This is a genomic window from Spirosoma flavum (genome assembly GCF_042686045.1).
Taxonomy (GTDB): domain Bacteria; phylum Bacteroidota; class Bacteroidia; order Cytophagales; family Spirosomataceae; genus Spirosoma; species Spirosoma flavum.
In genome coordinates this window covers 15376-40975 of sequence record NZ_JBHUOM010000006.1, presented here as the reverse complement: position 1 = coordinate 40975, position 25600 = coordinate 15376, and the positions used below count along the sequence as shown (strand labels likewise).

The 25600-nt window shown below is 50.0% G+C and carries 19 protein-coding genes; 17 read left to right on the top strand and 2 right to left on the bottom strand.

Features of this window, described 5'->3' with window-relative positions; genetic code table 11:
• Positions 1 to 58: 58 nt before the first annotated feature.
• The 16 genes from ACFS25_RS13215 to ACFS25_RS13140 all read left to right on the top strand — a co-directional run bounded on the left by ACFS25_RS13215 (position 59) and on the right by ACFS25_RS13140 (position 23562).
• A complete protein-coding gene (locus ACFS25_RS13215) occupies positions 59 to 2206 on the top strand; it encodes a glycoside hydrolase family 36 protein (protein WP_381501342.1) in 2148 nt (715 codons plus the stop codon).
• An 80-nt stretch (positions 2207 to 2286) separates the two neighbouring features.
• Complete coding sequence (locus ACFS25_RS13210; RefSeq protein WP_381501340.1) at positions 2287 to 3126, top strand: phytanoyl-CoA dioxygenase family protein; 840 nt, start codon at positions 2287 to 2289, stop codon at positions 3124 to 3126.
• A 140-nt stretch (positions 3127 to 3266) separates the two neighbouring features.
• Complete coding sequence (locus ACFS25_RS13205) at positions 3267 to 4643, top strand: sugar porter family MFS transporter (protein ID WP_381501336.1); 1377 nt, start codon at positions 3267 to 3269, stop codon at positions 4641 to 4643.
• Between the two features lie 9 nt (positions 4644 to 4652).
• Positions 4653 to 5288 (top strand): RNA polymerase sigma factor, encoded by a 636-nt coding sequence (locus ACFS25_RS13200; RefSeq protein WP_381501332.1) that lies wholly within the window; start codon positions 4653 to 4655, stop codon positions 5286 to 5288.
• A gap of 57 nt (positions 5289 to 5345) precedes the next feature.
• Positions 5346 to 6344, top strand: a complete 999-nt coding sequence (locus ACFS25_RS13195; protein ID WP_381501329.1) for a FecR family protein — start codon at positions 5346 to 5348, stop codon at positions 6342 to 6344.
• A gap of 314 nt (positions 6345 to 6658) precedes the next feature.
• Positions 6659 to 10198: a SusC/RagA family TonB-linked outer membrane protein gene (locus tag ACFS25_RS13190; protein WP_381501326.1), complete on the top strand. Its 3540-nt coding sequence runs from the start codon at positions 6659 to 6661 to the stop codon at positions 10196 to 10198.
• Positions 10199 to 10204: 6 nt separating this feature from the next.
• Positions 10205 to 11932: a RagB/SusD family nutrient uptake outer membrane protein gene (locus tag ACFS25_RS13185; RefSeq protein ID WP_381501323.1), complete on the top strand. Its 1728-nt coding sequence runs from the start codon at positions 10205 to 10207 to the stop codon at positions 11930 to 11932.
• Positions 11933 to 11951: 19 nt separating this feature from the next.
• Complete coding sequence (locus ACFS25_RS13180; protein ID WP_381501320.1) at positions 11952 to 14798, top strand: SusC/RagA family TonB-linked outer membrane protein; 2847 nt, start codon at positions 11952 to 11954, stop codon at positions 14796 to 14798.
• Between the two features lie 26 nt (positions 14799 to 14824).
• Positions 14825 to 16525 (top strand): RagB/SusD family nutrient uptake outer membrane protein, encoded by a 1701-nt coding sequence (locus ACFS25_RS13175; RefSeq protein WP_381501318.1) that lies wholly within the window; start codon positions 14825 to 14827, stop codon positions 16523 to 16525.
• 87 nt (positions 16526 to 16612) lie between these two features.
• Positions 16613 to 17401 (top strand): PKD domain-containing protein, encoded by a 789-nt coding sequence (locus ACFS25_RS13170; protein ID WP_381501315.1) that lies wholly within the window; start codon positions 16613 to 16615, stop codon positions 17399 to 17401.
• Between the two features lie 75 nt (positions 17402 to 17476).
• Complete coding sequence (locus ACFS25_RS13165) at positions 17477 to 17626, top strand: cupin domain-containing protein (RefSeq protein WP_381501313.1); 150 nt, start codon at positions 17477 to 17479, stop codon at positions 17624 to 17626.
• Between the two features lie 134 nt (positions 17627 to 17760).
• Entirely contained in the window at positions 17761 to 19218 is a 1458-nt protein-coding gene (locus ACFS25_RS13160) for a polysaccharide pyruvyl transferase family protein (RefSeq protein WP_381501310.1), read from the top strand.
• Positions 19100 to 20053: a nucleoside hydrolase gene (locus tag ACFS25_RS13155; RefSeq protein WP_381501308.1), complete on the top strand. Its 954-nt coding sequence runs from the start codon at positions 19100 to 19102 to the stop codon at positions 20051 to 20053. Before ACFS25_RS13160 ends, ACFS25_RS13155 begins: the two co-directional genes overlap by 119 nt.
• A gap of 190 nt (positions 20054 to 20243) precedes the next feature.
• Positions 20244 to 21560 carry a Gfo/Idh/MocA family protein gene (locus ACFS25_RS13150; RefSeq protein WP_381501305.1) on the top strand — a complete coding sequence of 439 codons (1317 nt, stop codon included), beginning with the start codon at positions 20244 to 20246 and terminating at the stop codon, positions 21558 to 21560.
• A gap of 115 nt (positions 21561 to 21675) precedes the next feature.
• Positions 21676 to 21876, top strand: coding sequence for a hypothetical protein (locus ACFS25_RS13145; RefSeq protein WP_381501302.1), 201 nt, complete (start codon positions 21676 to 21678; stop codon positions 21874 to 21876).
• A gap of 171 nt (positions 21877 to 22047) precedes the next feature.
• Positions 22048 to 23562: a GH39 family glycosyl hydrolase gene (locus tag ACFS25_RS13140; protein WP_381501299.1), complete on the top strand. Its 1515-nt coding sequence runs from the start codon at positions 22048 to 22050 to the stop codon at positions 23560 to 23562.
• Between the two features lie 8 nt (positions 23563 to 23570).
• Here ACFS25_RS13140 and ACFS25_RS13135 read toward each other — a convergent pair whose 3' ends face one another.
• Positions 23571 to 24110 carry a TspO/MBR family protein gene (locus ACFS25_RS13135; protein ID WP_381501296.1) on the bottom strand — a complete coding sequence of 180 codons (540 nt, stop codon included), beginning with the start codon at positions 24108 to 24110 and terminating at the stop codon, positions 23571 to 23573.
• Positions 24111 to 24205: 95 nt separating this feature from the next.
• Entirely contained in the window at positions 24206 to 25156 is a 951-nt protein-coding gene (locus ACFS25_RS13130; RefSeq protein WP_381501293.1) for a helix-turn-helix domain-containing protein, read from the bottom strand.
• Positions 25157 to 25328: 172 nt separating this feature from the next.
• On the opposite strand from ACFS25_RS13130, the gene ACFS25_RS13125 reads away from it, so the two are divergent.
• Complete coding sequence (locus ACFS25_RS13125) at positions 25329 to 25598, top strand: hypothetical protein (RefSeq protein ID WP_381501290.1); 270 nt, start codon at positions 25329 to 25331, stop codon at positions 25596 to 25598.
• Positions 25599 to 25600: the final 2 nt, after the last annotated feature.

Sequence of the window (25600 nt, the reverse complement as noted above, 5' to 3'; positions counted from 1 at the left end):
AATGCAATTAGATACCTCGGCATTGTAGACTCTTGCCAGGCATTTAAAGCTCTCTTTTATGAAGAAAATTCTTTATCCGTTTTGGCAGAATTATTGGATGCTGGCTTTGGTGTTAGTGATGTCTATCGCTACTTCTAGGGGCCAAGGGCAGAAACCGCCCTTGGCCAAATGGACCGATTCAGAGCTTGTCCTGACTAACGGTATCGTTCAGCGAACCATCAAACTGCCTGGGTCGGAGGGTCATTTTCTGACGACCGAATACAAACCCGTTGTTGGCGAATTCAGGTATTTTCAGAAATCGAACCCCGATTTTCAGTTTGAGATAAATGACAACGTGTATAGCGGCTCTGGCGACTGGAAGCTGGTGAAAACGGAGAAAATTACCGATGCCAAACAGGGTGATGGAGCTGCTGTGACCCTACAGAGCAACGACGGGAAAATCGAACTTACGGTTAACTTTTTACTGTATCCCAACTTACCCGTTATCCGCAAAAGCTTAACTGTTAAAAACCTGACCAGCGAACCGGTTCGGCTGGAATCGGTTGATGTCGAGAAGTTTATTGCGACACCTTACAACGCCACTACGTTTAGCTGGATTTGTCACGATTATGGTCGACGAAGGTCCATTGGCCCTTATAATGGGAACTTTCAGGATGCCTTGCTCACGGTTCACAACAGCGACTGGCAGCAGGGCATTGTCATTGGAAATGAGGCTGCCGGTGTTGTTAAACATACATCGGTCTTTTGGGATGAACCCGCCATTCTCAGCGGACTAACACACAAGGATGCACGCTTCCCGTTTCGGAAATACATCCCGGCAGGCGAGTCGTTCACAACCCCGCAGGTATTCACGATGGTGTACAACAACCACAAAGACCCCGACGAAATACTGAACACGGCTGTTCCGGATTTTGTGCGTAAACATATGGGTATCCGCCTGTCTGAACTCTCGCAGAAACCCACGTTCGTTTACAATACCTGGGTGCCTTTTCGCAAGAATATTAACGAAAAGCTGATTATGGAGCTGGCCAAAGCGGCTGCCGATGCCGGGATGAAAGAGTTTATCATCGACGATGGCTGGGCAGACAATTATGGCGACTGGATTATCGATACCAAAAAATTCCCCAATGGCCTGAAACCCGTTTTCGACTACATCAAATCGTTGGGCATGAAGCCAGGTTTGTGGGTTAGCGTGGGCAGTGCCTCCCCGGATAGCAAAGTCTACAAAGCTCACCCGGACTGGTTCGTGCTGGACGCCAACCAGCAACCCGCCAACCTCCACGAAGATGACCTGAAAATGCGCACGGCCTGTTTTGGCACCCCATGGCGGGGCTATATCAAGGATATACTGCTGAAAATAGCCCTTGAGTATGGACTGGAATACTTGAAACTGGACTTTACGGTGGTCACCAGCACGTACCGGTTTGGTAACAAGGTGACGGGTTGCTACGCTACCAACCACAAAGGGCATACCGATCATCATGAATCCTTATCCACCAATTACGAGGCCGTTTGGAAGCTGTTCGACGAGTTGCATGCCGCCAAGCCCACGCTGTTTATCGACTGTACGTTCGAAACGATGGGCGGATTGCAGTTGATTGATTACGCCATGCTAAAACATGCCGAAGGCAACTGGCTGTCTAATTTCTACGGCCCACCCGATGCCAATGTCGATCTGCGCGTCAGGAATATGGCCTGGTGGCGTTCCCCCGCCATACCTGCTACGGCGCTGGTGATAGGTAATCCCGAAATGCAGGATGCCGGTTGGGAAATGCACATTAAATCACTAGCCGGTGCCTTACCCATCATGCTGGGTGACCCCCGGAAATTGTCAGCACCTGATCTGAAAAAATACAGAGCCTATGCCGATTGGCTGCAAGGGATGGAAAACAAACACCAGATCATGAGTTACCGCCAGGATCTTGCGGGATTTGGCGAGCCGATGGACGGTATGTGGGACGGCTTCCAGCGAATCAATACCGAAACGAAAGCGGGCGGAATCGTTGGTATATTCCGGCATGGCGCAACGGAAGGAAAGCGAATGGTCACCGTCCGGCAGCTTGACCCCGCCAAACGGTATCGGGTTAAAGCAATGGATGGAAAGGTAGTGGCCTCCCTGAGTGGTCAGGACCTGCAAACGACCGGATTTCCGGTAACCCTAACCGGGAAGTACGTTGGAGAGCTTTTTGAGATTAGCGCAAATTGAGGTATTTGTGAGGTCAGTTTTGAGAACCCGACACCACGGACAGAAAACAGATCAAACAAAACCTTCATAACTCAATCAACATGACAAACGACTCATTAACACCCGATCAGATCCGGCAGTATAATCAGGATGGCTACCTGATTATCAGCGGTTTTCTGAATGCCGCCGAAGTTGAAAAACTCTACCATGTAGCCATTGACGATAGTGCGATCAGCAAACATGCTATCAATGTCAACGACAGCTCGGGGAAACGGAGCATACTGTCGCTCTGGTACAAACCCGGTGACGATGTATATGGCCTGCTCACCCGTAGCCAGCAACTCGTGGAGTCAGTAGATGCCTTGCTGGATAATCCCGCTTCGGGGGTTTGCCATTTTCACTCGAAACTCATGCAGAAAGAGCCGCGCGTGGGTGGTGCCTGGGAGTGGCATCAGGATTATGGCTACTGGTATAAAAACGAATTTCTGCTGCCCGATCAGATGATGTCTGTCATGGTCGCCATTACGGATGCGAATCAGGAAAACGGCTGTTTGCAGGTGATCAAAGAGTCGCACAAAATGGGTCGGGTCGAACACGGTTTCGCGGGCGAACAGGTGGGTGCTTCACAACGCTACGTCGACCTGGCGCTGAAAACGATGGAACGCGTTTTTGTGGAGTTGAAAGCGGGCGATGTCCTGTTTTTTCACAGCAACATCCTCCACCGCTCCGAGGCCAATTTGTCTGATAAACCCCGCTGGTCGATGATTTCGTGCTACAACCGGCAGTCGAATATCGGCTATAATGAATCGTCGTCTTCGTCGGCGAGTATCACGCCCATTGATGTGGTTCCGAACGAAGCACTGCTCTCTTGGGATGCCGCCGGACTGGTTGAAGAGGGCGCTGGATTTTTGAGCAAGGAAGCTGATGTGTCGTTGAAATGAGAAGGGTTATGAGGAAGAAATGTTACACAGAGATTCACGGAGAAAAAAAGAGATACGCAGAGTTCTATTTTTTCTCAATTCTCTGTGAATCTCTCTTATCTCTGCGAATATCTGTGTCATAGTTTTTTAATTACCACCTCATGGCCGTTATTATTCAGACCAAACCCAAAATCAGCGGGATCGACGTAGCCGTCAACCGAAGTTACGTCTACCTCATCAGTGCCATTGCGGCCTTAGGGGGTGTTTTGTTCGGTTTCGATCTGGTCATCATTTCCGGCACCGTCCCATTTTTTACGAAGCACTTTCAACTGAATGAGTTTCAGACAGGCTGGGCAGTGGGTTGTATCAACCTGGGTGCCGCCATTGGGGCACTGATTGGTGGTAAACTGAGCGATACGTTAGGCCGAAAAAAGCTCCTGATGGGCTGCGCTATACTGTTTGCCCTGACCGGTGCGGGCACGGGCTGGGCTGGGAGCTTTCCGCTGTTCGTAATGTTTCGGATGTTGAGTGGCGTGGCGGTGGGGGCTGCGGCTTTGGTATGCCCGATGTACGTAGCCGAGATTTCGCCCGCGCCCATGCGGGGGCGTATGGTGTCCTTTTATCAGCTTTCTATCGTGATTGGCATTCTGCTGGCGTATTTGTCCAATTACCTGCTCCTGGATAGTGGGGTGAATAACTGGCGGTGGATGTTCTCTTCTCAATCGTTGCCTTCGTTGCTGTTCTTTTTTGGTCTGTTCTTCGTTGCCGAAAGCCCGCGCTGGCTCATCCGTAAAAAGCGGTTGCCCGAAGCCGAAACCATTCTGGCGCGAATAGGCGGGGAGACGTACGCTATTGCCGAAGCCTACCAGATCAAGGCGAGTTTCGCGCAGGAAACCAAAGAGTCTGTCCGCGATCTGTTCCGGAAAGACTTGTGGCCCATCGTCTTCATTGGTATTGTGGTGGCCGTTTTTTCGCAGGCCGTGGGTCAGAACTCCTTGTTTTCCTATGCGCCCGAGTTGTTCCGACAGGCGGGTATGGCGCAGGATTCGGCCTTTTTACAGTCGATCATTATTGGCGTCATCAACTTCATTTTTACATTCATTGCCATTGGTACGATTGATAAAATTGGTAGAAAGAAACTACTGCAATACGGGTCGATTTTGCTCTGTCTGGACGCACTGGCATTATCCGCTGCTTTTTACTGGCAGTTGCCAGGCGCGTGGGTGCTCTTTTTTGTGCTGGGGTTCATCGCCATTTATTCGGCAACGCTGGGTCCCGTTACCTGGGTGGCACTCTCCGAAATCTTTCCGAATCGTATCCGGGGTAATGCAATGGCGCTGGCAACGCTGGCCCTGTGGGTTACAAACTTCTTCACCACGGCTTCCTTCCCGGTCATGAAGCACTACTGGGGATTACCGGTAACCTTTGGCTTTCACGCCTTTTTGTGTTTTGCTTACTTTTTGTTCGTTCGAACACGTATGCCAGAAACGAAAGGAAAATCCCTGGAAGAAATAGAAGTCGAACTAACCCAATCCTAATCCGCGCGTATGTCTCCTCAACTCACCCCTGCCGAACATATTCGCCTGTGGAATGATTTTCGCGAAGGAAGTCAGGATGCTTTTTCGCAGTTGTATGAGCGCTTCTCTGCCGATCTGTACCGGTATGGCTACAACCTGATTCGCAACAAGCCGCTAGTAGAAGACTGCCTGCATGAGTTGTTTTTGCACCTGCATGAAAACCGGGCCCGGCTTGGCCCCACCGATAACATCCGGTTCTACCTCTACCGGGCGTTACGGCGTCGGTTGCTGGACACCGTGGGCCGATTGAATAAGCTGGATTCGGACGAGTATTTGTTCGATAGCGGGGAGTTTTTGATTCAGCCTTACGAGCAGAGTTTGGTCGAGGAGCAGCTCATCGAACAGCAAAAACTGCTGGTGATTGCTCAGTTGAATAAATTACCCAAGCGGCAGAAAGAGATTCTGTACCTGGTGTACATGAAAGGGCTGAGTTACCAGCAGGCGGCTGAAGTAATGGACATAACGATGAAGAGTGTTTATAACACGGTGAACGTAGCGCTAACGACCTTGCGGGCTTATGTGCGCACATCGTTTGAGCAGGGGGGCGCGTTGTGGAGCCTGCCAGGGGCCATTCTAATCTACTTCGTAAAGATTTTATTGGGATAAAGCCGGGAAAAAATAAATTGTGGTCTGTTTAACGAGTACGACCATGACGCCTATCTGATGCCAACTCCTGATTTTACTGTAGAAGACTTTTGCAAAGACCCCAATTTTATTCGCTGGGTACTTAGCCCAACTGACGAATCGAATCAGTTTTGGCAATCGTTTATGACCGATTATCCGCATAAAGTGGCCGACGTTCGGCTAGCTGTCGACTATGTCAAAACGATTCGCTTTCGTGAAATCGACCCTTCCGCACAAGATCTTGCCCAGCTTAAAAAGCGGATCTGGAACGATATTGAAAAACCGGACCACCAGATCGCCACAGTTCAGATTTTACTCTGGTATCAACGGCCCTATTGGGCTGCGGCCGCCGTTGTGTTGCTTGTTGCATCAATTGGTTTTGCCTGGTGGACCTATCAGGCCAATTCAACCCTGACGTATCAGACGGCCTACGGAAAAATTCAGGAGATCAGGCTGGCGGATGGATCGGTGGTCACGCTCAATGCCAATTCCAGGCTTAAAGTAGCTGATAAAATGGCTGATCGACCCGTTCGGGAGGTATGGCTGGAAGGTGAAGCTTATTTCGACATTGCTAAACGGAAGGGCGCCAAGTTCATCGTTCACACGCCGGAAGCGCAGATCGAAGTATTGGGTACCGAGTTCAACGTCAACACCCGACGCGACGAAACCCATGTCGTTTTAGAGGAAGGTAAGGTCCAGTTAAGCACAGATAATCAGTCCATGGTCGTCATGAAACCGGGTGATATGGCTACGGTATCCCCGAAAAACCGGCAGATTAAACTGAAACGCGTGCAACCTGAACTCTACGATGCTTGGAAGGAATCGTACCTTATTCTGGATGGTAAAAGCCTCCCGGAAATTATCCGTAATCTGGAAGATGCCTTTGGTGTGAAAATCAAACTCGAAGATGCCCAATTAGCGGATAAAAGACTTACCGGGAAACTACGTACCGAAGTCGCCGAAGATTGTATCGACAATTTGTCCATCATCCTGGATGCTAATGTGAAAAAAGAGGGGGATACGTACGTGTTTAAGTAATCAATTAGATGCTTAGGGAATAGTTTTAAATCGGGTGCTATATAGTCAGAGAGTTGTAGAAAACACGCGGTTTTAACGCGCAAGTCTAAGAAAATTTGTCGCATCTGTTCCTCAATACCGTGGTGTCGGGTTCTTAAACCCGACACTTTTTTATTTTAGCCAAAAGTCATGGTTCAGGTCTTCTTCTCTCGATCTCAACGATAAGAAGATTTAAAAATTAACAGAAAATAATCATAGAAAAAACGGGAAAAGCGTTACCCTCGTCTGTTTGACTACCAACACAGACCAGTTAATCACACGATCCGGTTTCATCTATGAAAAGACGTATCCTCTTTTATACAACCTTGTGGTTATCCTGCTTTTTTGGGATTCAGGAGGGAATAGCCCAATTGACATTTGCCTCCGTACACAAGCTACAGGAGGGTACTAAAGTGCAGGACACTAGCATCAGTCTTATTGCGGTGCTTAAAAAATTAGAACTGACTTACCGAACCAATTTTGTTTACCAGAAAGAACTCCTGGAAAATAAAACCTTTACGGGAGCGGTCAATGAAAACGACAAGCTGGAGCAGGTTCTTGATCGGGTACTGACGCCCTCTAATCTGCGCTTTCGTAAACTCAAAGGAGGAGGTTATACCATACTGCCTCGCAAAACAGCCAAAAACGCACCGCCCGAAACCGAGCCGTTAAAGACGTCGGCAAACCAGCTAGCTGAGTCAGAAGCCGATAAAGCGTTGGCGATGAATACGCTGGCGTCGCGAGTGGATATGCAGGCGTTTTCAACGACCAAACCCGCCGAGATTGTCATCAAGGGAAAAGTGACGGACACCGAAAAAGGTGAACCGATTCCGGGTGCCAGTATCGTGCTCAAAGGGGCAACGAAGGGGACAAATACCGATGCAAATGGCCTGTATACCATTGCCGTACCCGATCAGAATGCAGTCCTAGTGGTCAGCTTCGTAGGCTATGATAAACAGGAAGTTATCGTTGGCAACCGGACGCAGATCAACATTGCGTTGAAGCCTGATATGAAAGAGCTCAACGAAGTGGTCGTTGTAGGATTTGGCACGCAGAAGAAAGCTACGGTGACGGGTGCCATTGCGGCCATCGGCACCAAAGATTTACTCCAGTCGCCGGTGGCCAACATCAGTAACTCGCTGGTGGGTCGGATGCCGGGTCTTTTTGCGGTACAAACCAGTGGCGAACCGGGTAACAACGCATCTACCCTCCGCATTCGGGGGGTCAGTACGTTTTCGGGTGCTTCAGATCCGCTTATTCTGGTGAATGGGGTGGAGGTGAGCAACTACAACAACATCGACCCGAACGAAATTGAAAACCTGACCATCCTGAAAGATGCATCGGCCACCGCGATTTATGGGATACGGGGTGCCAATGGCGTTTTACTGATTACCACCAAGCGGGGAAAAGTAGGAAAGCCTCAGTTGAGTTATACGGCAAACGTGGCCGTAACCAGCTTTACGAACCTGCGCAAAGGCATGAACAGTTACGATTATGCCCGTTTGTATAACGAATCCTTAAAAAATGATGCCTACGTATCGGGAGCGGTTTATTTACCCAAGTTTACGGATGCCGATCTGGCCCTGTACAAATCGGGCGAAGACCCCATCTTTCACCCCAATACAGATTGGTACTCCATGGTGTTAAAACCACAGGCGCTCCAGACCCAGCATAATATCAGCATCAACGGCGGCACCGAAAAGGTTCGCTATTTCGTGTCAGCAGGGTTCTTTAGTCAGGGCGGCCAGTTCAATCACACGGATCTGATAAAAGATTACGATGCCAACCGCAAATACAAACGGTATAATTTCCGGTCGAGTTTTGATTTTGATGTGACCAAGCGACTGAAAGCTTCCATCGACCTATCCTCGCAAACCGAAAACCTCACCGGGAGCAACAACCTGAACGGTACGGCAAATAATAGTAACCGGATCATCGAAGGTATCGCCAGAGCGAATCCCTTGACATCCCCCGGCTTTATTGGTGATAAGTTTGTTAACCTGGTGGGTGTAGGAACGGCCAACAACCCACTGGCTGACCTGTTCACGGGCTATAACCGGCAATTTAAAAACTACCTGCAAGGCTCCGTTCGGTTGGATTATACCCTCGATTTTATAACCCAGGGGTTGATGGCTACAGGCATTGTCAACTACCAGAACAACAATACAGAAACGCTCGGGAGTAACCGTACCCTTGTTACGTATAATGCTGTCCGTTTGCCTGATAACAGCGTAAATTTAGTGCCCCAGGCTATTGATAATCCGTTTGGTTTCACCCAAAGCATCGGTAAAACCCGCCGGACGTATGCGCAGTTTGGCTTCGATTACAAACGGGCTTTCGGCGACCATTACGTAACGGGCTTAGTCAACTATAACCAGACCAAGTACTTTGATCCGACACTGGCCTTTCTGGTTCCCAATAGTTACCAGGGAGTTGTTGGTCGGGCGACCTATGGCTACAAAGGGCGGTATCTGGCTGAATTTACGTTTGGCTATAATGGAACGGAAAACTTCGCTCCCGGCAATCGCTTCGGCTTTTTCCCCGCTTATTCGCTGGGCTGGGTCGCTTCCGATGAACCCTTCTTTCCCAAAAATGATGTACTTACTTATTTGAAAATCAGAGGCTCGTATGGCGAGGTTGGAAATGATAAAATTGGGGGTGACCGCTTTCTGTACCGCCCGTCTGCTTACGTTATTACAACGGCATCGGGTACGGGTGGCTACTACTTCGGCGAGGTGGGCAGCACGTCTACCCGCTATAATTACTCGACAGAAGGCAAGTTAGGTAACCCGAATGTAACGTGGGAGCGGGCGATTAAGCAAAACCTGGGTGTTGAGATGTCGTTCTGGAAAAGTAAAATCAGCTTAACGGCCGATATATTCAGCGAACAGCGGAACAACATTTTAGGTAATCTGGGCACGGTTCCCGTAACGGTAGGTGCTACCCTGCCAGCCTATAACCTGGGCCGCATGAAAAACCACGGTTTCGATGCCGATATTACCTACAATGACCACGTCGGAAATGTTAATTTCTGGATCAAAGGAAACTTTACGTTTGCCCGCAACAAGATTGAGTTTCAGGACGAAATCAAACGGCCATTCTCCTACCAGTATCGTACGGGACAGCGGTTCGGTCAGTTTTACGGCTTGGTCGCCGAGGGGCTCTACAATACCTGGGCCGAAGTGAATGATGCCAACCGGCCGGTTTCGTCCTGGAACAATAACCGCCTGCAACCCGGCGATATCAAATACAAGGATACCAATGGCGATGGGATCATCAATGATGATGATCAGGTACCGATTGGCTACTCCAATTTTCCCGAAAAAATCTTTGGCATCTCGTTCGGGGGTAATTATAAAGGCTTCGACCTGTCGGTCCTGTTTCAGGGGGCTGGGAATGTATCGCTGGCCTACAACCGGCGGCAAATCCGGGGCTTCTTTGAGAATTCCGGCGCGGCTGATTACCTGATCAATAGCTGGTCGGCTGATCGGTATGAGAAAGGGTTGCCCATCCAGTTCCCCCGCCTGACGCAGGGCGATGAGAACAACCACAACAACCGGGTCTCGACCTACTGGGTACGTGATGCCAGCTATGTGCGCCTGAAAAACGTAGAAATTGGCTATAACATCCCGAAAACGTTTCTGGCCAAAATTGGGCTGAGTGGCACTCGTGTGTATGCCAATGCCAGCAACCTAATCACCTGGAGCAAGATGTTTCCGGGTGTCGACCCGGAGCTTTCGGGCACCGTACCGGGGAGTACCGCTGGCGGCATTACTAACGAAGAACCCTACCCATTGACCCGTACCATTAATTTCGGGCTTAACCTTAAATTTTAACTCACCATGAACACATTTTTCAGGGCTATACTTTGTGGTGTCCTGTGTCTGGCAGTATCCGCATGCGATAAACCAATCAGTGAATTTTTAGATAAAGCACCGGGCGTCGATGTTACGGAAAGCACTATTTTTTCTTCCAGGCCTCAGCTAGAGACGTTTATTGCAGGTACCTATCGGATTGGCCTGCACTCGATTTTTACGTACAATGATGCGAACCTGATCCCTACGTCCCGAACCTTTTGCATCAATGCGCCCATTACGGATGAGGCCGAGTGCGAAGCTACATTCATGCATCCTGAGCAGTGGAATGCAGGTAACGTTACGTCGGCAACAACCCTGGTAGCCAATGAAGATTACCGGTATTTCATTCGCTGGACGGCCATTCGGGATTGCAACATCATTCTGGAATGGCTTAATGACGTACCGAACCTCGATGAAACTTACAAAAATCAGGTTATTGGCGAGGTGAAATTCATTCGGGCGCTGAACTACTCGGAAATGCTCAAACGCTATGGCGGGGTACCCATTATCGACAAGCGGTTTCTGCTGACCGACAATTTTCGGGTGAAGCGCAATACGATTGAGGAAGTTGTGAATTTCATCGTAAAAGACTGTGATGACGCCGTAGCCAAATTACCCGCCACATATACCTCCAACTTCCGGGGGCGGGTAACCAAAACGGCTGCCCAGATGCTGAAATCCCGCACGTTGCTCTATGCTGCCAGTCCGTTGTTCAACACAGCTACGCCCTACCTGAGCTTAGGAGCCGACAACAAACTTATCTGCTATGGAAACCAGGACAACAATCGCTGGCAACTTGCCGCCGATGCAGCCAAAGCCGTGCTTGACCTGGCACCTGCCGGTAATTTCGCGCTCATTACGGATAAAGGAGTTGATAAGAATTACAAATTCGCCTGGGAGCAAAACGATAATGCCGAAATCGTGCTGGCTGAAAAAACCTATCCCAGCCGGGCACGAACGCAATTTCCCTGGTATGGGCAGCAGCCCGTTTCGATTGTAGGTGCCTGGGGGGGCATATCGGTCATTCATAATTTCGTACGGAAGTACGAAAAAAAGGATGGGACTCCCCAAACCTGGCCGGGTGGCAATGATTTAATGCAGAAATATTCGGAACTGGACCCTCGGTTTGCCCAGACGGTAGGCTACAATGGCTCCTATTACGACAAAGACGCGCCACTGCTCGAAACATTTCAGGGGGGACGTCACGCGACTGACTGCGATGGTGGAGCCTGGCTCAAGAAGTTACTGCCCGATGCGTTGTCGGCTAGTGCTGGTGCCGTACCGAATGGTATTGTTTTCCGGCTTGCCGAAGCCTATCTGAACTATGCCGAAGCCCTCAATGAAGCGCAGGGGCCAGTGCCCGCAGCCTATGATGCCGTCAATACGATTCGGCAGCGGTCGGGTATGCCCAAACTGCCGACAGGGTTGACCAAAGAGCAGTTCAGAGATCGGGTACGTAACGAACGCGACATTGAACTGGCTTTTGAAGACCACCGGCTTTATGATATTCGACGTTGGAAAATCGCTGAGAATGACGGCGTTATGCAGGGCTTATTCTATGGGCTGAAAATTACGAAAATAACGGGCAGCACCGAGTTCAAATACGAGCCTTACGTGTTCGAGACCCGCACCTTTCTGCCCAGAATGTACCTGCATCCATTCCTGAATACCGAAGTGTATAAAGGTTACCTCGTCCAGAATCCGGGCTACTAATGTATCTGTCATAACACCTATGAATCCTAAAAACTACTATACAATTGGACTGCTCGTTGTGCTGGGAGTAGTGTGTAATCTGCCTGTTTGGGCGCAGGAGGCAGGCAAAGACTCGGTAACGAATGTTACGGCTTTGAGTCGGCAATCCTATTTCAATCGAAACGTCGACCGGCCCATCGGGTACGGGCGGCAACCCGCCTGGAAAATCACCAGCGCCCTGTCGACCGTTTCGGGAAGTGACCTGCAAAAAAACTTTACGACGAACCTGTCGAACACGCTCTATGGCCGGATTCCGGGCCTTACAGTACAGCAGGGCGGGGGCGAGCCGGGCAATGATTCCCCAACGCTCATTGGGCGGGGTATCAATACGTTTGGCAACGGAGGCCGCAACCTGCTGGTCATGGTCGATGGATTCGAGAGTTCGTATGAACAGCTCGTACCGGATGAAATAGAGTCGGTGTCGCTCTTGAAAGATGCGTCGGCAACGGCGATCTATGGCCTTCGGGGTGCCAATGGGGTGCTGTTAGTTACAACCAAACGGGGCAGCGACGGCCCGCTCGTCGTGAATTTCAGCACCCAGCAGGGCTTCCATACCGCGTCGAGTCTGCCTCAGTTTCTGGGTTCGTATGACTATGCCCGCCTGTATAACGAAGGGCTCGTCAACGATGGCAAAGCGCCCCGCTATACCGATGCCGATCTGGAAGCGTATCGGACCGGTAGTGACCCGTATTTCCACCCGAACGTAAACTGGTATGATGTGGTGTTGAAGAAAACGGCACCCATTTCCAACTACAACCTGAACTTTCGGGGAGGCAACAGCACGGTGCGTTACTTCGTCTTGCTGAATGCCATCAAGAGCAACGGGCTCTACCAGAACGTGGGGAGCATGGACCCCGAAAGTGTCAACTCGAAATACGCGCGGTTCAATTTCCGGTCGAACGTCGATATAAACCTGACCAAACGCCTGTCGGCTTCGCTGACGCTGGGTGGATCGGTGGAAGACAAAGCGAATCCGGCGGCAACCACAACCGGATCGGTCTTTACGTCACTGGCAACGCTGCCGCCCAACGCTTTCCCGGTCTATAACCCCGATGGTAGTTTTGGCGGCACCAGCGCCCTGTCGAACCCACTCGCTAACCTGCTGCAAACGGGTTCCTATGCTTCCAATGGCCGCACCCTCCAGTCGACCTTGAAACTAACCGAGCAACTGGACATGATTACGCCGGGCCTGACGATATCGGCGGCTGTGTCGTTCAATAATTTTTTCAGAAGCTACTCGAATAAAACCAAAACGTATGAGCGGGCATCGGCAACGAAAACGGCTACTGGCGATACGCTCTACAGCCGATTTGGTCAGAAATCCTCCCTGCTCGGCAATGAAGACAATTCAGACCAGTGGCGGAATGTAATTTTTCAGGGTTTTCTGAATTACAACCGTTCGTTTGGGAAACACGACGTGTCGGCGCTATTGATGTACAATTCGGATAGCTATACGAACACGAACAACACCACAACGGCCGTGTTGAGCCTGCCTTACAAGCATGTGGGTGTTGGCGGACGGGCTACCTATACCTACGCGAAGACCTACGTTGGGGAGCTTTCCTTCGGCTACATGGGGTCCGAGAATTTTCCGAAGGATCGGCGCTACGGGTTCTTTCCGGCGGCCTCGGCTGGCTGGATTGCATCCAATGAGCCATTCCTCAAAAATAGTTCTTCCATTACCTACCTGAAACTTCGCGGTTCGTATGGGCTGGCCGGTAACGACCAGATTGGCGGCAACCGGTTCATGTTTCAGCAACTGTATCCATACACCGCTGCCTATTACCTGGGCACGGCCAATACGCAGGTGTTTGGTTTAGCCGAAGGCGCAGCGGCCAATACGCAACTGAGCTGGGAAAAACAGAAAACACTGAATATTGGGCTGGAACTTACGCTGGCGAAACGCCTGGATGTGGGTATTGATCTGTTCCAGAATGATCGGTATGATATTCTGGTCGCGCCCAATCGCACGGTACCGCAATACACCGGCATAACCCTGCCACTGCTGAACCAGGGCAAAGTGACCAACAAAGGGTTTGAAGCCACGATTCGCTACAGTAGTAAATCGGCGAGCCAGTTCCAGTATTTTGTGGAAACCAGTGCCTGGTATGCCCAAAACACAATCGTGTACAATGCAGAAGCTATTCGGTTGTTCGATTATCAATACACGACAGGCCAGCCCATTGGTCAGCCGTTTGGTTTGGAAGCGCTCGGTTTCTTTAAAGATCAGGCTGATATTGCGGCCAGCCCCCGGCAAATATTTGCGCCTGTACAACCCGGCGATATTAAATATAGAGATCAGAATGGCGACGGCCTTATCAACCAGAACGATACGCGCCCGATAGGTAAAACATCCATACCAACGCTTACGGTCAACCTTCATTCGAAGTTTCAGTTCCGGGGGTTTGATCTGGAATTTCTGTTTCAGGGCGTAACCGGCAGGACTGCGTACTATGGGGGGACTCAGTTTCAGGCTTTTCAAAATAACGGACAGATTGGACCCATTGCTCTGGATCGCTGGACACCCACTACGGCTGCTACTGCTACTTATCCACGCCTGTCGGCCTCCAACAACCTCAACAACTATCAATACTCTAGTTTCTGGCAGCGCGATGGCAGCTTTATCAAGTTGCGTAGTCTCGAACTGGGCTATACTCTTCCTGGCCAGCTCGTTGAGAAAATCAAGCTAATTAACGCCAGGGTCTTTATTAACGGAACCAACCTGTTTTCTCTGGATCATTTACAGGGGTATATGGACCCTGAAGTGAGTGGAATTGGCTACCCGCCCCTGCGAACAGTTAGTGCGGGTGTCAGAGTTCAGTTTTAAGGAAGGCATTTAACAAGACAAACAACATGAAATCTATTCTTTCTATCCTTTGTGTGGCTTTGGTTGTCTGGCTGAGTGGCTGTGAGAATCTGGATCGGGAACTCATCACGGATATAACCCAGCAACAGCTTATCCGGTCTTACGATTATACGCTGAACCGGGTCAACTCGCTCTATACCAATGTGCCTGCGGGTTACTTGCAAATTGATGGCGCAATGACTGCGTCGGCGACCGATGAAGCCGAACATACGCTCGAAACATCGAATGTCCAGAAATTCAATAATGGCTCCTGGAATGCCATTGACAACCCCGAAAACCTATGGCCTAATTTTTACCTAGGCATTCGGAAAGTGAACCAGTTTCTGATCGCGACTGATAGTGTCAATTTGGATCAGTATCGGCTTGACCCGGCCCCCTCTGCCCAAACTATTTACCAAAGTCGGCTGAGTGGTATTAAACGGTGGAAATACGAAGCCCGGTTTCTAAGAGCCTATTTTTACTTCGAGCTGGTCAAACGTTATGGTGGTGTACCGATTGTCACTCAGATTTATTCCGTAGAAGATAATTTTCAGGCTACAAAGCGCAATACACTGGCCGAGTGTATGCAATACATTACGTCGGAGTGCGATTCGGCGGCCAAAAATCTGCCCGTTACCTATGCGGCTACCGATTTGGGACGTGCCACAAAGGGCGCTGCTCTGGCACTAAAAAGTAGGGCGTTGCTGTATGCCGCCAGCGATTTGTTCACCACGCCTAGCTGGTCGAGTGGCTATGGCAATCCGGAACTCATTTCGCTCACCGGCGACCGGGTCGCGCGTTGGAAAGCGGCCGCCGATGCCGCCAAAGCGGTGCTTGACCTGTCGGGTACGGGCTACGCTCTGAATACCAACTACCGAAATCTGTTCATTACCAATAGCTATACCTTACCGGAAATTATTTATTCCCGACGAAATTCAGCGTCTAACGAGTTCGAAAAAGCAAACTACCCCATTGGGTATGATCTGGGCAACAGTGGCACAACGCCCTCCCAAAATCTGGTCGATGCCTATGAGATGACCGACGGTACGAAATTTAACTGGAACAATCCCGTTCAGGCCGCTAATCCGTTAGCCAACCGAGACCCGCGCCTGGGGCTGAATATTATTCTGAACAATACGTCCTACAAAGGCCGGAATGTAGAAGCCTGGGCCGGTGGGCGTGATGGCAAGGGCATCGTAAATGCCACAAAAACCGGCTATTACCTGAAGAAGTACGTCAACGAAAACCTGAACTTGCTGCTCAACAATACCAGCGTATATTCCTGGAATATATTTCGGCTGGCTGAAATATATCTGAATTACGCCGAAGCCTTGAACGAAGCCTCGCCTGGCCATGCCGACATTAAAACCTACGTCGATAAAGTTCGTACCCGAACGGGAGTTGCTCTGCCGGGTCTGCCTGCCGGTTTATCGCAGGCCGAAATTCGGGAGCGGATTCGGAATGAACGCCGGGTTGAACTGGCGTTTGAAGATCACCGGGGCTGGGACGTTCGGCGCTGGCTACAGGGCCCGCAATACCTCGGGGCTCCCCTGATGGGTGTCGACATTACCAAAAACGCCGATGGGACATTCACCTACACACCCATTACGGTTGAGAATCGGGTTTTTGAACCAAAGATGTACCTCTATCCAATTCCACAGGGCGAACTGAATGCCTCGAAAGGGTTGATTCAGAACCCGGGTTGGTAAACATCAGGCACAAACAGGCTCCGGCTGTTTGTCTATGCATGTATTATTCAAACAGCCGGAGCCTGTTTGTGCCTAACGCACAACCCCATGATCTTTTTCTATACCACTCGATTTGCTCTCGTCTTCTTCGGGCTCAGTCTGTTGCTGAGTTCGTGCAAATACGAGGAACTTGCAAAGGCCGATTACCCGCAACAGATCATTTATATGCCGACGGCTAAAAACGGCCTGTTTACCATCAACAGTATTTCCACCTCGGGTACGTATCGGTTCACGGTCGACTTAACCGCTAAAAAACTAATTGTCCCCCTCGGCGTATTTCGGGGTGGCGTTTCGGCTGATGGTGATGTACCCGTAATCATTACGACCAACGCTGACACCGTGAGTAAGTTGATAAGCACCAGTGCATTGGTGGGAACGATGGCGTTACCCGCCGATAAATTTGTACTGCCGAACTCGATTACTATTCCGAACGGACAAGAGTCGGCTGTGTTTAACCTAACGATCGACCTAGACTATCTGCGCGCGAATCCGACGCAGAAACTGGCCGTTGCTGTTGGTATTGCGAGCGCACAAACAACTGTCAATCCATTGCTTAAAACCACGGTTATTTCCTTTGATCCCACCATTCTAACGCCCGTTCCCAATTTCACAACCAAGGCCGACGCTACGGTGCCCCAGAAAATTACGTTCGCCAACAGTTCGCTGAATGCCGTTAGTTATTCCTGGGATTTTGGCGATGGTTCGGCGGCTGTGGCAGACCCCGCCCCGATTTACACCTACACCAAAGCCGGTACGTATAGGGTTACGCTAACGGCAACGGGCATTACAGGCAGTGCTGATGCCGTTAAGAAAACGATGGTGCTGACCATTCCGTAAGCCCTGGTTCATTTTATCATAGGTTGGTTTTGTAAACGATTCCTCACTCGTTTGAGGGAGCATTTTCTTTCGCTAATGGCTCAACTTTTGAAACTAGCTCAGTATTCCTGCGAACGGGGCGATTTAACCGTTTTTGAACACATCCTGCCAGGCGCGATGAAACGAACTTTTTACATCACGAATGCGGGTGCTGAAATTCAGGCGCTTAAAATGACAAAGCCATAGATAGCTTCTAAAAAGCTTTGCTAAGTAAGATGACCGCCCATCGTTAGTATAAAGGGTATGCAGACTTTACCAATTAACCAAACAAGGTAAGAAGTTGGGATACACATGTACTGCCTGACATAAAAATCCTAGTTATGAAAACGGAGCTTCATCAAAACCGGAGAGATTTTCAGCGCCAGGCCAGCCTGCTCAGTGCGTCATTGCTGATAAGCCGGATCACGCGGGCAACGGGTAAGTCAGATCCGGTTATTCTGTTCACCTCGGGCTGGCAGGATGTGAACATTGTCGATATTGTCCATACGCCGGGCCTTATTGCGCTCCTGAAGAAACGACTGCCACAGGCTAAACTCATTTTGTGGAAACGTAGCCGCAGTGCCAACGCAGAAACCATGCTGAACCACTATTACCCGGATGTGCGCATCATTCACAGCCAGGTGAAAGACAACGTACCGCAGTCCGATGAGGTGAAGCAAGCGTTTCAGGAAGCTGATTTTTTCCTGCACGGCTCTGGTCCGCTGGTGGTAGCCGCCGATTATCTGGAAGCCTGGCATGCCCGGACCCATAAGCCTTTCGGCCTCTTTGGTGTCACCATTCAGGATGTATATCCTGCTCTGAAAACGCTGCTTTTGAACGCGTCGTTGATTTTTACCCGCGAAACGGCCTCTTTTGAGGTGTTGCGGAAAGCCGGACTTTCGGTTAGCCATATCGCCTTTGCGCCCGATGCCACCTTCGCGCTGACCATCCGGGACGATGAAAAAGCGAAGGCGTTTCTGGAGGCCAACGACCTCAAACCCCGGCAGTTTATCTGCGCCATTCCCCGGCTTAGGATGACGCCTTATTACAAGATCAATGCAAATTCGGGCTGGAGCGACGCCAAAATAAAGGAAGTCGATGCGCTGAATGATACATGGAAAAAAATCGACCATGCCAAACTCCGCGAGACCATAATTGCCTGGGTACGACAAACGGGCAATAAAGTGCTGGTGTGCCCCAAAATGACTTACCAGGTTGATATTATGGACGAGTTGCTAATTGATCCGCTGCCCGATGATGTTAAAGCGAAGGTCGTCCGGCATCTGTACTGGCTCCCCGACGAAGCTGCGGCTGTGTACGCCCAGACCCATACGGTGCTAAGTTTCGAGTGCCATTCGCCCATCATGGCGGCCGTTAACGGTACACCCTGTTTTTACCTTCGGCAGCCGCAGGACACGATTAAGGGGCAGATGTATTACGACTTAGGGTTGGTTGACTGGACGTTCGAGATCGAGCAGACGACGAGCCAGCAGATTACGGTTCGACTGATGCAGGTCACGAAAAATTACAAAGCCGCTAAGCAGAATGTCCAGAAAGCCCTGGACAATGTGAATGACCGCTATGACAAACAAAACATTTGGACTACTACGGAAAACCTGGCTGTAACCCAAAAGGCGGCTCAACCTGATTTTACCTGGACTCACTTTTTTTCCTTTCTCTATGTACGCCAACCGCGAACGCTATCGGCTCCATTTCTTCAGCCTGTTGTTGATGCTTTGTTGCACAACCGGCTTTGCCCAGAAACAAAAAGTATGGCTCGACGCCGACACTGGCAATGAAACCGATGATGTGTATGCCATTATTCGGTTACTGGCCGAACCGTCTGTTGAGGTAGTAGGCCTTAGTTCGGCTCATTTCAACAATGCCGACCTCGTTGCTTTCGAGAAATGGAATCAATATCCAACAAAAAATATCAACACGGTCGCAATCAGTCAGCAATTGAACGAAGAGATTTTGCGGCTTATGGGTGAAGAATCTATAGTTCATCCCCTAGGAGCCGACCGTCAGATTGGGCGAGCCTGGGGTGGACAGGAACCCCGGCCATCGGCAGCTACGGATCAACTCATTGGGGTAGTAAAATCCCTGAAGCCAGGCGAGAAACTGGACGTACTGTGCCTGGGTGCGCTGACTAATATTGCCTCCGCCATCCTGATAGACCCGACCATTCTCTCCCGTATCCGGTGTTATGCACTCGGTTCCAGCTACAATACTCAAACAGGAGTGTGGAGCAAAAATGATTTCAACATCCGAAATGACCTGAATGCGTTTGACTATTTGCTGAATAATCCCGGCTTGGATCTTACAATGATGCCCATCAACGTCGCTTCACCTTATCGGTTTGCCCGCGATACCATCTATACCCGAGTGAACGATAAAGTTCGTACACAGCACCTGCTGAAAAAACGCTGGCAAGAAACGAACCCCGACGACAAAGTTCGTACCCTCTGGGATCTGGCTTTGGTGGAAGCTTATTTATTGCCCCGCAACGCAACGATTCAGGACGTAACAACGCCCCCCGATAATATGAAGCGGCTCATAAAAGCGTATAGTAAGCTCGACGAAAAAGCGTTAACGGATGATTTCTGGCGCGTTATCGGGCAATTGAAAAATTGACCGGAAAGTCCTTGAGTACGAACGGTGCTCGCCCGCCTTTACGGAGTTAGTGGCCAGCAGTAAATACAAGGGCTTGGCTAAGTTAAGCGCCCAAGGGGCGAATTCTGTTGCAGAACCACGGCAATAAAGTGAGTTTTAGCAGTATTAAATTCAAAGAGATCAAGTAATTTTTCCGTAAAAACTCCATCCTATGAATCGTCGGACATTTGTTAAAAATACCGCACTAGCAACCGCTAGTACTACGATTTTGAACTTCCCTATCTACGGCAAAAACGCACCCAGCAACAAGGTTGTCGTAGCTGTCATGGGCGTTAACAGCCGGGGCGCTTATCACGCTAAATCGTTTTCCAAACTACCGAATGTGGAGGTCGCTTACCTATGTGATGTAGAAGAAAAAGCCATCAAAAATGGTCTTGATGCGGTAAAAGATGCCAACCGTCAGCCCACTATTATCCGGGATATTCGCGAGCTGGTAACGAAAAAAGACTTCGACGCCCTGCTCATTGCCGCCCCCGATCACTGGCACGCACCAGCAGCACTGATGGGCGTTGCCAATGGCAAGCATGTGTACGTAGAAAAACCCTGCGGTCAGAATCCCTACGAGAGCGAAATACTGATTCAGGCGCGTGACAAGTACGGTAAACTAATTCAGGTTGGGAGCCAGCGCCGGTCGTTTCCAACCCTCATCGAAGCGGTGAAGGAAGTGCGGGGCGGAGCCATCGGCAACCCGTATTTTGCCAAAGCCTGGTACACCAACTCCCGCAAATCCATTGGGATTGGCAAGAAAGTGGCCGTGCCCTCGACGCTGGATTTTAACCTCTGGCAGGGACCCGCTCCGCGCCAGGACTATCGCGACAACCTGGTGCATTACAATTGGCACTGGTTCTGGAACTGGGGAACGGGTGAAGCCTGCAACAATGGCAATCACGAGATCGACTGCTGCCGGTGGTTTATAGGGGTTGATTTCCCGTCGAAAGTAACGTCGTCGGGTGGGCGGTATGCCTTTAAAGATGACTGGCAGACGCCGGATACACAGGTCGCTACGTTTGAGTTCGACAACGGAAAAGCCATTACCTGGGAGGGGCGCAGTTGCAGTTCATTTCCCATTGAGGGCAGTGGCCGGGGCTTTATCATTTACGGTGACAAAGGAACGCTGGTCAATAAAGGTGGGGGTGATTACCAAATTTTTGATGAGAAGAACAAACTGGTGAAAGAGATCAAACCGAGCACCCAACTCGATCCCAACAACACCGTCAGCGCAACTGGCGACCTGGAATTGACACACTTCACTAACTTCGTGGAAACCATCCGGGAGAATACAAAACTAACGGCACCGATTGAAGAAGGACACAAAAGCGTGCTGCTCTGTCACCTGGCAAACATCGCGCAACGTACCGGCTCAACACTGCACTGTGACACCACCAATGGACACATCATAGACAACAAAGCCGCTACGCAACTGTGGAAGAGGGAGTACGAAAAAGGCTGGGAAATGAGAATGTCATAAAAAACTAGTTTTAATACTTATCTCTTATGACTAAAATCTGCTTTCTGCCACTGGTTTTCTCCCTGTTTATTTTTGAGTAGGAAAGCTTGCTCGCCCGTACCAGACCCGAAGGGTTTTGTTTATTCGTAACGGCTATCCGTATGGCAACGACCTCCCCGAATTACTCGCTCAGTTGATGGCGGGGAAAGGCATAAAGTTTGGTTACGCGTCGGTCACGGTAGGAGCGGCTACTTTGCAACTACGTCAGGACGGTAAGTCGCTGGCCTTGCTAATCAACTTATCGAGCGTAACGACTATAGGCATTGATGATGTTTAGGGAGAAAAAATCCTCAGGATTTGCCTAATTCGGGCGTAAGCCGAACTGTTGTCGGCTGGCGTCACCAGCCAATAGCACAAACCAAACTGATGGTGCAGATCATTCCGGGTAGTGTATCCGAAAAATGACAAACAGAACTATTGATTGACGAATCGTAAAATTATTTCTTACATGACACAGTGTTTAATTAAAGTTACGTTTGTTGCCTTATATCTGCTCGTAGCAAAAAAGGATGCTGTTTTTGCCCAGCAGATTGATACCTCGAAAGACCGGATAAAAACAAATTTCTCGATCTCCCTTACCCGATTAGGCACCGTAAAACCGCGTTCGACCAGCGAGATCGAATCCTCCAACTGGCTGATCGGCTGCGAGACGATGGATCGCAATTTTACCGATTATGATCAATTTAAAGAGTATCTGACCCCGTTGGGAATTAAGCGGTTGCGGATGCAGGCCGGTTGGGACAAGACTGAGAAAATAATGGGGCAGTACGACTGGGCCTGGCTCGATCACATCATCGACGACGCTCACAAACGAGGACTGAAACCCTGGCTACAAACTTCGTACGGCAATCATAATTATCCCAATGGGGGCGGGTCTAATTTAGGTGCTGGAGTACCTACTTCGAAAGAAGCCCTGGAAGCTTGGGACCGTTGGGTCGAGGCACTGGTGACGCGATATAAAAGCAAGGTGGTTGATTGGGAAATCTGGAATGAGCCCAATTTTGGCGACAATCAGGAAAATACACCAGAAAAAGCGGCTGCATTGAATATTCGAACCATCGACATCATTAAGCGTATCCAGCCCGAAGCGAAGGTGTCGGGGCTGGCATTAGGGCACATTGGTCTAGAGTATGCTGACCGGTTTTTCAAGGTACTGGCCGGGAAAAAGAAGATCAACCTGTTCAACAATTTTACCTACCATGACTATACCTACAACCCGGATTCGCATTATGGGAAAGTGATGCAGTTGCGGGCTGTCCTGGATAAATACGCCCCCAACATTCCGTTGCGTCAAGGTGAAAATGGGGCTCCATCAAGCCCCGGCTTTGGTCGTGGTGCGTTGGGCGACTACGAATGGTCGGAGTTGACACAGGCCAAATGGGATACCCGTCGGATGCTGGGCGATCTGGGTCACGACATTGAAACGAGTGTGTTCGGTATTATCGAAATGGCGTATACCAACGGGCCAATTAATCGGCTCAATTACAAGGGCATTATCAAGTCTGATTCAACGAAACGGGCGATACGACCCAAAATCGCCTACTACGCTATTCAGAACGTAACCGCCATTTTCGACCATTCGCTGCAACGCATCAAAAAGCTGGAGCATACCTTTAACCGGGCTTTCGTCCCTGAAAACAAGGCCGAAATGACCTACTCGCCGGGTACCGACCGGAGCCTGGCGGTATATGGCTACCAGCACAAAGACACGAAAAAACAAATACTGACGATCTGGGCGAACGACTTCATTCCCGTTGAGTCGAACGCAACTCGTAACCTGTCGTTCTCGTTCACCAATGCCAACATCGACACGCCAGTTTATGTGGATATCATAACGGGCGGAGTCTACGAAATTTCGGCTAGTCAGTGGAAAAAAACGGGTACCATTTACACCTTCACCGATATTCCGATCTACGACGCGCCCATTCTGATTGCCGATAAAAGCCTGGTGAAGTTTCAGTAACCTTGAAATCAGGGGTTTATCGGGTTGGCCAGCCACAACAAGATTTTAAATAGGGCTGTTATTGGCATCCAGAGAATCAATGGAAGCAGGTAGTAAAAAGCCGTTTTGGAGTACTGGGAAAAGAGCCAGCCCAACAATACCGCCGTCAGAATGCCATTTATATCCATGAATGTCATGATCGCCGGATTACCCTTAGATACATTGGCAATGGGCAGAAACATGACGTTGGTCAATAAGATGGACAGGTAGAAAATCATGGCTCCTCGGATGTCGAACTCGGTTCGTTTTAGCCAGATATGCCCGGCTGCTAAACCCATGGTGGGGTAGAGAATTAGCCAGACCACCCAAAACATCCACTGGGGTGGATAAATGCCTGGCAAGTTGTAGGTATTATCGAATGGAAACAGCGAAAAGCTGAGATAGGCTGTCAGCATGCCGACAACCAACGTACCAATTGAAAAGAAAGCCAGCACATACTCAGGTTTGCTGCCGGTATCTGACATAGTCGGGGAACTGTCGTGTGCCTGATTAAATGATGTCGTTTTCATGTAAATAATGCCGCCCCTATAGCCAGGTGACAGGACAAAAGTAGCTGGTCTACCTAGGCCAGTAGTAGGACAGAGTGGGGCGATAGACGCACAATTTATGCCTTCTGCCGGTATTCGGTCGGGTTTAGGCCGGTATGTTTTTTGAAGAAACGGGCAAAATAGGACAGGTCGTCAAAGCTGAGTCGGTAGGCAATCTCCGAAATGGATAATCCCGGTTGACCCAGAAGCACCTTCGCTTCCAGAAGTAGCATCTCGGCAATCAATATGCTGGTAGGCTTACCCGTGGTTTCTTTGACACATTTATTGAGGTGGTTCGGCGTTACGGCCAGCAAGTCGGCGTAGTCGTTTACGCTGCGTTTGCTCAGGATGTGACGGGTCAGTAACTGCCGGAAGTGGGCCGTTAGCCGGGCCGATGACGATAGCTGGCGAGTCTGCTCCCGATGACCATAGTACTGTTGCACATCCAGCAAAAACGCATAGAACAACGAACTAATGTACGCCTGGCTGTCTGTTCGCTGGCTTTTGAGTGCCTGTTCGATTCGGGCTAACTGCGCCAGCCAGTCCGATTCAGTGTCCGTATCAAGGGGCAAAACCGGGCTGGCATCGGGCTGAAAAAAACTAAGCTCGGCTAATGCATGTGGATTTTTGAGCATAGCCAATACGAACTCGGCGTCGAACAGCCCATAAAACCCGGTTGCATCGGCACTACAGCTCTCCGTCGAGACAATATCGCCTGCCCGATAAGCCGAAAACATGCCGGGCCACGAAAGGCCGGGACCAATCGTATACGACTCTAACCCATATGTCCGCCGAATGGACCCATTGGTCAGGAGCATAAAATCGTAATGAAAACTCCGGCTGGCTGGAATCGGGAAGGCAATCTGACGGGCAAAATCCTCAATTCGCATCAGGATGAAAAAACGGTTGGCCGGAAAACGGCTATCGGCCGATGCGTGTAAGTTCCGTGCCTGCTCACGAGCTTCGCTGGCGACAAATTGATCGACAAACGTATCCGGGTCAATGATCGGTATAGCGGGCTGGTTCATAGCCTATTGGTGGTTGTTACGCTAGCTGATAAACAAAACTAGGCCGGATTTGTCCCAATACGTTCCGTATTTGTCCTACCGGCCATTAGTCGTGCGGGTTGACCTTTGTGATACAATCAGTTCATATCCCTGGTCGAATCAACCAGTGGATTAACCTGAATGACACAATCGGATGAAAAAATACATACCTACATGGCTGTTACTGCTTGGGTTAGGAACGACCGCAACCCTGTATAGCCTGACCTTGACTGAATATCCTCTTAGGGGCTCAACTAACTTATCAATACAGGCTCGTCAAGTCAGACCTATAGACCAGTCTTTACTTCAGCAGGGCGAGCGGCTTGTGCTGATGAATTGTGCCCATTGCCACAGCAATGAGGAGGGGCGGTTGACCGGGCATCTCATAAAGGGTGTATCTTCTTCGTTAGGCCGGATCGTATAAGC